11 protein-coding genes and 2 pseudogenes are annotated in these 9,410 nt (G+C 37.9%); 5 read left to right on the top strand and 8 right to left on the bottom strand.

The window, feature by feature from the left end:
• Positions 1 to 507: 507 nt before the first annotated feature.
• The 3 genes and pseudogenes from HT671_RS05575 to HT671_RS05565 all read right to left on the bottom strand — a co-directional run.
• Positions 508 to 915: pseudogene (locus HT671_RS05575) on the bottom strand (helix-turn-helix transcriptional regulator); the annotation flags it as partial.
• A gap of 43 nt (positions 916 to 958) precedes the next feature.
• A complete protein-coding gene (cadX, locus tag HT671_RS05570) occupies positions 959 to 1,297 on the bottom strand; it encodes a Cd(II)/Zn(II)-sensing metalloregulatory transcriptional regulator CadX (RefSeq protein ID WP_000711082.1) in 339 nt (112 codons plus the stop codon).
• Between the two features lie 11 nt (positions 1,298 to 1,308).
• On the bottom strand, positions 1,309 to 1,923 hold the full coding sequence (locus HT671_RS05565; protein WP_000615747.1) for a CadD family cadmium resistance transporter: 615 nt from the start codon (positions 1,921 to 1,923) through the stop codon (positions 1,309 to 1,311).
• A 28-nt stretch (positions 1,924 to 1,951) separates the two neighbouring features.
• Here HT671_RS05565 and HT671_RS11625 point away from each other — a divergent pair, with 28 nt between their 5' ends.
• The 5 genes from HT671_RS11625 to HT671_RS05545 all read left to right on the top strand — a co-directional run bounded on the left by HT671_RS11625 (position 1,952) and on the right by HT671_RS05545 (position 4,746).
• Positions 1,952 to 2,125, top strand: coding sequence for a FanG protein (locus tag HT671_RS11625; protein ID WP_078374329.1), 174 nt, complete (start codon positions 1,952 to 1,954; stop codon positions 2,123 to 2,125).
• A 414-nt stretch (positions 2,126 to 2,539) separates the two neighbouring features.
• On the top strand, positions 2,540 to 3,118 hold the full coding sequence (locus HT671_RS05560; RefSeq protein ID WP_023935819.1) for a membrane protein: 579 nt from the start codon (positions 2,540 to 2,542) through the stop codon (positions 3,116 to 3,118).
• A gap of 2 nt (positions 3,119 to 3,120) precedes the next feature.
• Entirely contained in the window at positions 3,121 to 3,345 is a 225-nt protein-coding gene (locus HT671_RS05555) for a helix-turn-helix transcriptional regulator (RefSeq protein WP_023940487.1), read from the top strand.
• A 328-nt stretch (positions 3,346 to 3,673) separates the two neighbouring features.
• A complete protein-coding gene (locus HT671_RS05550; protein WP_007284845.1) occupies positions 3,674 to 3,835 on the top strand; it encodes a hypothetical protein in 162 nt (53 codons plus the stop codon).
• Positions 3,836 to 3,942: 107 nt separating this feature from the next.
• Positions 3,943 to 4,746, top strand: a complete 804-nt coding sequence (locus HT671_RS05545; RefSeq protein WP_000731911.1) for a peptidylprolyl isomerase — start codon at positions 3,943 to 3,945, stop codon at positions 4,744 to 4,746.
• A 55-nt stretch (positions 4,747 to 4,801) separates the two neighbouring features.
• On the opposite strand, the gene HT671_RS05540 is transcribed toward HT671_RS05545, so the two are convergent.
• The 5 genes and pseudogenes from HT671_RS05540 to sodA all read right to left on the bottom strand — a co-directional run bounded on the left by HT671_RS05540 (position 4,802) and on the right by sodA (position 9,205).
• Positions 4,802 to 6,343 (bottom strand): ABC-F family ATP-binding cassette domain-containing protein, encoded by a 1,542-nt coding sequence (locus tag HT671_RS05540; protein ID WP_000025379.1) that lies wholly within the window; start codon positions 6,341 to 6,343, stop codon positions 4,802 to 4,804.
• A 1-nt stretch (position 6,344) separates the two neighbouring features.
• Complete coding sequence (locus HT671_RS05535; protein ID WP_000976714.1) at positions 6,345 to 6,827, bottom strand: VanZ family protein; 483 nt, start codon at positions 6,825 to 6,827, stop codon at positions 6,345 to 6,347.
• Positions 6,827 to 7,892, bottom strand: a pseudogene (gene rlmN, locus HT671_RS05530) (23S rRNA (adenine(2503)-C(2))-methyltransferase RlmN). The gene HT671_RS05535 and the pseudogene rlmN overlap by 1 nt, the downstream one beginning before the upstream one ends.
• A 20-nt stretch (positions 7,893 to 7,912) precedes the next feature.
• Entirely contained in the window at positions 7,913 to 8,443 is a 531-nt protein-coding gene (locus tag HT671_RS05525) for a YutD family protein (RefSeq protein WP_172923083.1), read from the bottom strand.
• A gap of 156 nt (positions 8,444 to 8,599) precedes the next feature.
• Entirely contained in the window at positions 8,600 to 9,205 is a 606-nt protein-coding gene (sodA, locus tag HT671_RS05520; RefSeq protein WP_050208028.1) for a superoxide dismutase SodA, read from the bottom strand.
• Positions 9,206 to 9,410: the final 205 nt, after the last annotated feature.

The raw sequence follows: 9,410 nt of genomic DNA, 5'->3' as shown, positions 1-9,410 counted from the left end.
CAACCTGCGGCTAGCTTCCTAGTTTGCTCTTTGATTTTCATTGAGTATAAAGTGTTGTAAATACTGTATTGTAGCTAGTTCTTAACCTTTAGAGAACTGGCTAGCTTTACGAGCTTTCTTAAGATCTGGTTTGGAAAGTATAGATTTCAATTAGACTAAAAACAGCGAAATATCAAGGATTTTAAAAAAGATATCTACTAATTAATTTATAAAATATGAATTAATAGATTCTAAATAGGGGAATAGTTTAGGTCTGTAAAAGATTAAATAATTTCTATTTTAGCTGTTAGAAACGTTGGTACATCAATGTTTTTAGAATGCTACATAATAAAAGGTAGAGTAAATAGTAGAGTAGTTATTGCGTTAGTTCAGCAATCTTATCGATATAAAGATTAACAGATTCTAACTTTCTTTGCGGTGCTAACTCGGCGTATGTGTCCATTATTGTTGAAATTGATTTATCTTTTTTGATTTTTTAATGACCTTTTTGCCATTATGGATAATTTTTTCAGTTTCATCAGAAATCAAAAATTTTTTTCTTTGAATATTGAAATTTGCGAATGTCTTGGAAAGTCTAAGACAGCTAGATTGTATAGAAATTAAGTCATCATCCGACAAAGAATTCATTCTTTTATTTACAGTTTCCAAATCTCTAAATAAAATAGAGCCGAAGCAGTGGTAAAACATATTTTCAACAAGCTTGGCAATATCTCCAAAAATAATTTCTTTATAGTCTAAGTCGGTTTGAGTATTCAAATAAAGCAATATTGAAGTGGTAACTTGTTGCTTTTCCTTTTCAACTTGACTAACTTGACCTGCATTGCTTAGTTCGCTTTGTGTAATATTGTGTTTTTTTCTTAAATTTTTGATACGAGTAGGTAGTTCATGTGAATAATTTTCTTCAAAAAATTTCATATACAATCCCCCTATAATCATGGAAAAGTAGTAAAAATAGTTGTTATCCTAGTTGATTAAAAAAATCTCTGATTTCCTCATCTTTTATAAAATAATATATAATTTTCCCATCTCTTCTAGTGTCCAAGATGTTTTGATTGGCTAGTTTACGAAGATGGTGGGAGGCAGATGCCATACTGAGATTTAGTAAACAGGCTATATCACAGACACAGAGTTCTTCAACAGCAAGGAGATAAAAGATGATATTTATCTGTTTATTATCGGTAAACTTTGATAAAATACGAAGTGATTTTTGGACTTTTTCCTTTTCAAGGTAGTTCGTCGCGGTTGTAACATTTTGTTGATTTATAATATTCACTTGGCAAATACTATCTTTTTTCATATTTTTTTCTCCTAGCCGAACACAGTCCTTAGCATGTCAAAGCTGTTGTTTTCAATCAGAATATACATCCCCAATCCTAAATAGACAACGGCAATAAACCATCTGCTATATTTTTCCAAAGTTTCTCCAACAGAAGGGACTTGTGCCAATTTTTGGGCAGAAAAAACCAAGAAATAAATCATGACTAGAAAAGTAAGTAAAGTCACTATCAAATTCGCTAAATTTAAGGTGGTAAAATATGGGACAAAGACACCAATATTGTCAGCGCCACAACTTGCAAAAGTAATCATAGCGACTAGAAAAATCAGGTTTTTATTGTCTTTTCGCAAACCATCTTTTGCAATAGCTTCTCCATCAGAATCTCCTAAAAGCAAAACTTTGAGGCCTAGGAAAATTGGAATCAAACCGAGTAAACCTAAAATCTCTTTACTAGGAATATAATTTAAGACAAATGCAAAAAGCAAACTTAGCAATATTAGACTAACAGAGCCTAGAAATTGTCCTAAATAGATGTTAATGATGTCTTTTCTGCTTTTTCTTTTGGCAAAAAATAACATTAGGATAATAAGTAAGTCTACGGCTGTCCCAGAATACAGGATTATTGAAGTAACAACATTTTGAATCATAAAACACCTCATTCAAATATATTTTTGAATGTATTCTAACATTAAACTTTGTAGATGTCAACTTAAAATCCACCAAAATATAGATAAGAAGTTAGTGTACCAAATATTAAAAAGCCCTGCCATCGAAATGATAGCAGGGCTTAACTTCAATATCCAGATGATATATTTATCTAAAAAAGGTAGAGTTTTTATTGATTTGTAGTGCGATATAATGAGTTTCCAAAAATCAAAAATCGCTTAAAATCAGTATTTTGACATCTATTGACGTGTACTGAAATCCTTACTTAACCTCTGTAAAAATTAACTTCTACACCTACAAAGCTTATTCTGACAGACTTTATACAGTCTAAGAAAAAAAGTAGAGATTCATACAGTATCTAGATTTTTCAAAAATTCTTTATCATCAAATATTATTAACGAAACTATCCAAACCAAATCCGATGCATTACTTCAAAGAATTCTTTAGTTATTTGACTATCAAGGGCTTTTATTAAAAAATTTTTTCAAATAATTGCCACCTTGACACATAAATTCTTGCTTTCTAAATTTAAATGTGATATATTTATAACATGAAATTTAAGTGTTATATATTTATAACATAAAAAAGGAGTCTATCATGAAAAAAAGTCAAAAAATGCGTGGCCTCATTGCAATGATTGCCGTAGCTCTCTTTATTGATTTTATTGTTTTATTTGGTTCTAATCTTAGTTGGGGACCCAAGTTAGTTATTACTGGTATTTCAGTGTCAGGTCAAATTGTAGCTATTTGTAGCTGGCTACATAAGAGTCAGAAAGGTAAGGGAAAGATTATTTTTAACTTGTCTGCTAAGCTTTACACGATACTTGTGTCTGCAGCAAGCATTTTTTATACAGTAGGGATTTGGGTTGCGACCCCAAGCGTAAGTTCTGGTATTAAAGAATGGATTTTGAGAATTGGTCTCGTTATTGAAGTGATTGTATTTGTTTTTTTCTCTTTAAAAAATGTCAAGGAAACTCCGGACGAACGCTTTTATGCTAATTTAGCAAAGGCAGCTAGCTTGATGTTTGTTTTTATACTAGGCGCACTGATGATCCTATCAGTTATCATTGGGTATATGGGGGTTCTCACTCTTTACATGGGTCAGATATTTATTAGCATAGCTGCCTTGATTTGCATTTTTGCGGTTGTCTATTTTATCTTGGAACGTAGAGGATAAGCATGGCCAAAGAAAGCAATATTATTACTAATCTCAAATCTGTTCGTGAGTCCACAGGCATGACCCAGCAGGAGTTAGCCGACCGCATCGGCATTCGACGCGAGACAATTCTGCACTTGGAAAATAACCGTTACAATCCTTCGCTGGAAATGGCTCTTAAAATTGCTCAAGTTTTTAATCTAAAAGTAGAAGACCTCTTTGAACTCAGACAGAAAGAGGAAACATAATTCTTTTCGAGACCTACTATTAAGTTCATTGATTAATTAGGAATTGAAGCCAAAAGAAAAAATCCTTTGAAAATATGCTCTTTTAAAATATAGTAATTCTTTCGAATTAACCTTTACTAATTGTGATGCTTTACGAGCTTTCTTAAGATCTGGTTTCCTAAATACTTCGAGTACACTTATGGTATTGATGCTCCTAAGCATCTCAAAACTCTGGTAGAAAAAGGTTATGCTGTCCATTGAAACTGCTTTTTACTCACTTGACCATCTAATACGCTACCATAAAAAAAGAATATCCTAAAGAAGAAGGGAGTTACTGGACTTTCTAAAAATGAAGGCTACAAATTTGGACCAAGCCCTTCATGAGCATTTTTCAGAAGAAGAATTAGCTTGTCACTTTTCGATTCGTGGCTACAAATTGACTCCAAAGGGAGAGGAAATACTGGAACAGTACCAGGACATTGTCGACCGTCATCCAAAGAAGAATCTCTAATCAAGTGATTTTTGGTTGGCTTCCTCTTAAACTGTCTTGTCACTAACATTTGAAATCCACTTCCTTTTAGGGTACAATGGTAGAAATGAATTTTTGAGAGGATCAGAATGAAAAAACTAGCAACCCTTCTTTTACTGTCCACTGTAGCCCTAGCTGGGTGTAGCAGCATCCAACGCAGTCTACGTGGTGATGACTATGTAGATTCTAGCTTGGCCGCTGAGGAAAGCTCCAAAGCAGCTGCCCAATCTGCCAAGGAGTTAAACGATGCTTTAACAAACGAGAATGCCAATTTCCCGCAACTTTCTAAGGAAGTTGCTGAAGATGAAGCCGAAGTGATTCTCCACACAAGCCAAGGTGATATCCGCATTAAGCTCTTCCCTAAACTCGCTCCTCTAGCGGTTGAAAACTTCCTCACTCATGCCAAAGAAGGCTACTATAACGGCATTACCTTCCACCGTGTCATCGATGGCTTCATGGTCCAAACTGGAGATCCAAAAGGGGACGGTACAGGTGGTCAGTCCATCTGGCATGACAAGGATAAGACTAAAGACAAGGGAACTGGTTTCAAAAACGAGATTACTCCTTATCTCTATAACATCCGTGGTGCTCTTGCTATGGCTAATACTGGTCAACCAAACACCAATGGAAGCCAGTTCTTCATCAACCAAAACTCTACAGATACCTCTGCTAAACTCCCTACAAGCAAGTATCCAAAGAAAATCATCGAAGCCTATAAAGAAGGGGGAAACCCTAGCCTTGATGGCAAACACCCAGTCTTTGGACAAGTGATTGACGGTATGGATGTTGTAGATAAGATTGCCAAAGCCGAAAAAGATGAAAAAGACAAGCCAACTACTGCTATCACAATCGACAGCATCGAAGTGGTGAAAGACTACGATTTTAAATCTTAAAAACCAAAAAAATACAGTATCCACATTCGGTACTGTATTTCTTTTACTCTCATTCTTAAGTTAAATTATTAAAATCCCATATTTGGTCTATCCAGCCTTCATAAAAGTCTGGCTCGTGGCAGACCATAAGGATAGATCCCCTATATTCTTTGAGAGCGCGTTTGAGCTCATCCTTTGCATCCACATCCAAATGGTTGGTCGGCTCGTCCAGCACTAAAACATTGTTTTCACGATTCATCAAGAGACAGAAACGAACCTTGGCTTGCTCTCCCCCTGATAATACTTGAATCTGACTTTCAATATGTTTGGTTGTCAAACCACAACGGGCAAGGGCTGCACGGACTTCTGCTTGATTAAGGGCAGGAAAGGCATTCCAGACAGCTTCAAGAGGAGTTTGGCGATTACCGCCTTCTACTTCCTGCTCAAAATAACCAAGTTCTAAATAATCTCCACGCTCCACTTCCCCAGCGATTGGCGAGATAATGCCCAAGAGACTCTTCAAGAGAGTTGTTTTTCCAATACCATTAGCACCAATAATCGCAACCTTTTGATTGCGTTCAAAGGTAAGATTTAAAGGCTTGGTCAGAGGACGATCATAACCAATCTGCAAATCCTTGGCTTGGAAAATAAAGCGCCCTGGAGTACGAGCTGGTTTGAAATCAAAGGATGGTTTTGGTTTCTCACTTTGCAGTTCGATAATATCCATCTTATCCAATTTCTTCTGACGAGACATAGCCATGTTTCGTGTTGCAACACGTGCTTTGTTTCGAGCCACGAAGTCCTTGAGGTCCGCAATCTCTTTCTGCTGACGTTCGTAGGCTGCCTCTAGCTGAGATTTCTTCATAGCATAGACTTCTTGGAACTGGTAGTAGTCACCAGAGTAACGCGTCAGCTGTTGATTCTCCACATGGTAGACAATATTAATCACGTCGTTCAGGAATGGAATATCGTGCGAAATAAGGACAAAGGCATTCTCATAGTTTTGAAGATAGCGCTTGAGCCAATCAATATGCTCAGCATCCAAGTAGTTGGTCGGCTCGTCCAACAGCAAGATATCTGGCTTTTCAAGGAGGAGTTTAGCCAAAAGCACCTTGGTTCTTTGCCCACCTGACAAAGAGGTTACATCCGTATCCATGCCAAAGTCCATAACACCAAGGGCACGCGCCACTTCGTCAATCTTAGCATCCAAGGTATAGAAATCACGACTCTCTAAACGGTCTTGAAGTTCGCCCACTTCTTCCATGAGAGCATCAACATCAGCTCCATCTTCAGCCATTTCCATATAGAGGTCATTGATACGAGCTTCTGCTTTAAACAGCTCATCAAAAGCTGTACGTAGAACATCACGTACCGACTGCCCTTCAGCAAGGACAGAGTGTTGATCCAAGTAACCAGCCGTCACATATTTGGACCACTCAACCTTTCCTTCATCTGGCAGCATTTTACCAGTCACGATACTCATAAAGGTTGATTTTCCTTCACCATTGGCACCGACCAGGCCGATATGTTCTCCCTTGAGGAGACGGAAGGACACATCTTCAAAAATTGCACGGTCACCAAAACCGTGACTCAGATTTTTAACTTCTAAAATACTCATTTTAATTCCTTATCTTGTTTTTATATAATCGTTTATAAAGGAGCCAAGCCAGATAGCCACCCAAAGTGTTGGTCCACAAATCATCAATCTCAAAGACGCGATTGAAATCAAAGAAAAAGTCCAAGATTAATTGCGTACACTCGATTCCAAGACTCACAAGAAAACTAAAAAGAAGGACCTTTTTTATTTTCCGCAAGTTTGGAAGGAGATAAAGGAGTTGGAACATCAGAGGAAAAAGTAAGAACATATTAAGGATATTTTGTAAAAAAATCCAGCATAATTGTCCCATATCACTCACCTCACCCAGATTCCAGAGGGAGTTTAAAGGAGTCAAAAGAAAAACCAGGCTTCCAAGATGCTGAATACCTGGAGTTTCTACCCCCACGGGAGATTGTTCTTGAGGAGTAAAGCAAAAATAGACAATGCAAATGCTATAGAAAATGACTCCCCAGACCAAAATATGATTATAAGTCTTCTTCATCATTAAGGATTTACCGCTGCGACTGCCTTCTGGCGGTCACGTTTCATTGTGTTAGAGCGCAATTGTCCACAAGCTGCGTCACTATCTGTACCATGCTCTTGACGAACCACACAGTTGACCCCTTTTCTCTTAAGCGTATCATAGAAAGCCAACACGCGCTCTTTGGGACTACGGCTATATTGGTCATGCTCACTAACTGGGTTATAAGAAATCAAGTTTACATAAGACAATTTCTTGATGTTCTTGAGCAATTCAGCTAATTCCAAAGCTTGTTCTACGCCGTCGTTTACTTCATTAAGCATGATATACTCAAAGGTCACACGACGATTAGTTGTCTCAATGTAGTACTCAATAGCTGCAAAGAGCTTTTCAATCGGAAAGGCACGGTTAATCTTCATGGTACTTGAGCGCAGTTCATTGTTGGGTGCGTGAAGAGACACGGCAAGATTGACCTGAACCCCTTCATCAGCAAAGTCACGAATTTTATGGGCCAAACCTGAGGTTGAAACCGTGATGTGACGAGCACCGATAGCCATTCCTTTATCATCATTGATAGTACAAACGAAATTCAAAACATTGTTGTAATTATCAAAGGGCTCACTGATTCCCATGACAACGATATGGCTGACACGTTCATCCTGACCACGCTCATCAAAGTATTTCTGAACCAGCATAATTTGCGCTACGATTTCACCGTTATTGAGGTCACGTTGCTTCTTAATCAAACCAGAGGCACAGAAGGTACAACCGATATTACAGCCGACCTGAGTGGTCACACAGACAGATAAAACGTAGTGTTGACGTATGAGTACTGTCTCAATCAGCATTCCATCTGGCAATTCAAAAAGATATTTAACTGTCCCATCAGCAGACTCTTGCACAATACCTTGTTTCAAGGGATTGACCACAAACTGGTCATTAAGCTTAGCAATCAAATCCTTGGAAAGGTTGGTCATTTCTTCAATAGAGCCATTCCCAGATTTGATCTGCACGGAATTTCTTTTCTCCCTGCTCCAATACCCATTCCTGCATGGTTTGACGTGTTAAACTATAAATTGAGGGTTTCATTTCTTCTCCTTATTCTCTACTCACTTCTGACGAATGACAAAATGACGTTGTCCCTTGTCCTCTTTCTGAGAATGCTGGTCTTTCTGACGACGTCTATTTTTCTTATCTGCATTCGGTTTTCGTTTTGTTTGAGTCGGTTTCTTTCCTTTTCTAAAAGGCTGTTCTTCTTCCTTCTTACGCATTTTCTTGTCAAATGATGCTCGCTTAGGGGCTTCATTTTCTAAGACAAAATAGGCACAACCATAACTACAATACTCTAATAGGTAGTCTTGTAAACGACTGATTTTTTCAAGTTTTTCTTCTGTTCGGTCATCCTTGTAAAAACCTCGTAGGCGAAGCTGTTCGTTGCTCCAGTCTCCCACGATATAATCAAACTTGGTTAAGACTTCTGAAAAACGCTGATTAAAAGCCGTCACATCAAAGGCATCCTTGATATTTTCCACCAAGGAAAAAGCGACCCCTTCCGTTTCAACCTTGTCCCCGTGTAAATGAAACTCAGGACCAGGAAACTTGTTATAGTTGTATAATTCAGGTGCAATTTCTTTTCGCATAGATATCCTTTTTTCACGATTACTTAATACTTTATTCTACCATAATTTCTAGCAGTTAGCACGTTTCTCATAAAAATGAAAAAAGTCTAACGATTTTGTCAGACCAGAATCTTATAACCTAAAAAAGAGAAGAACAATTCTTCCCTCCAACTATCATTATTTAGCAGCTGCGTACAATTCATCTACTTTATTCCAGTTGATTACTGAAAAGAAAGCTTTGATGTAGTCAGGACGCACGTTGCGGTATTTCACGTAGTAAGCATGTTCCCAAACGTCCAAGCCCAAGATTGGTTTTTTACCTTCTGAGATTGGTGTGTCTTGGTTTGCTGTTGAAGTCACTTCAAGTTTCCCTTCTTTGTTGACAACCAACCATGCCCAACCTGAACCAAAACGAGTTGTTGCTGCTGCAGTGAAGGCTGCTTGGAATTCTTCAAGTGAACCAAATGTTGCATCGATTGCTGCTGCCAGTTCTGCTGAAGGAGCTGTTTTCTCGGGAGTCATCAATTCCCAGAAAAGAGCGTGGTTCAAGTGTCCGCCACCATTGTTGATAAGTGCTTGACGGATATCAGCTGGGATAGATTCTACATCAGCAAGCAAGGCTTCAAGGTCTTCACCGATTTCAGGGTGTTTTTCTAAAGCTGCATTGGCATTGTTGACATAAGTTTGATGGTGTTTGTCATGGTGCAAATGCATTGTTTCCGCATCGATGTATGGTTCCAAAGCGTCGTATGCATATGGAAGTTCTGGTAAGATAATAGCCATCTGTAATACCTCTTTTTCTTTCTATATGAAAATGATAACGCAAACATTCACTTTTTTCAAGTTTTTTGCTTATAGATGAGGAAATCACTGAGATACTTTCGAATAATACTCTTCGAAAATCTCTTCAAACCGCGTCAACGTCGCCTTGCCGTAGGTATATGTTACTGACTTCGTCAGTCTTATCCGGCAACCTCAAAACGGTGTT

The organism is Streptococcus sp. 2741 (assembly GCF_013276315.1).
GTDB classification, from domain to species: Bacteria; Bacillota; Bacilli; order Lactobacillales; family Streptococcaceae; genus Streptococcus; species Streptococcus pseudopneumoniae.
Note: the sequence above shows the minus strand (reverse complement) of the source record. Positions and strands in the feature narration are given on the sequence as shown.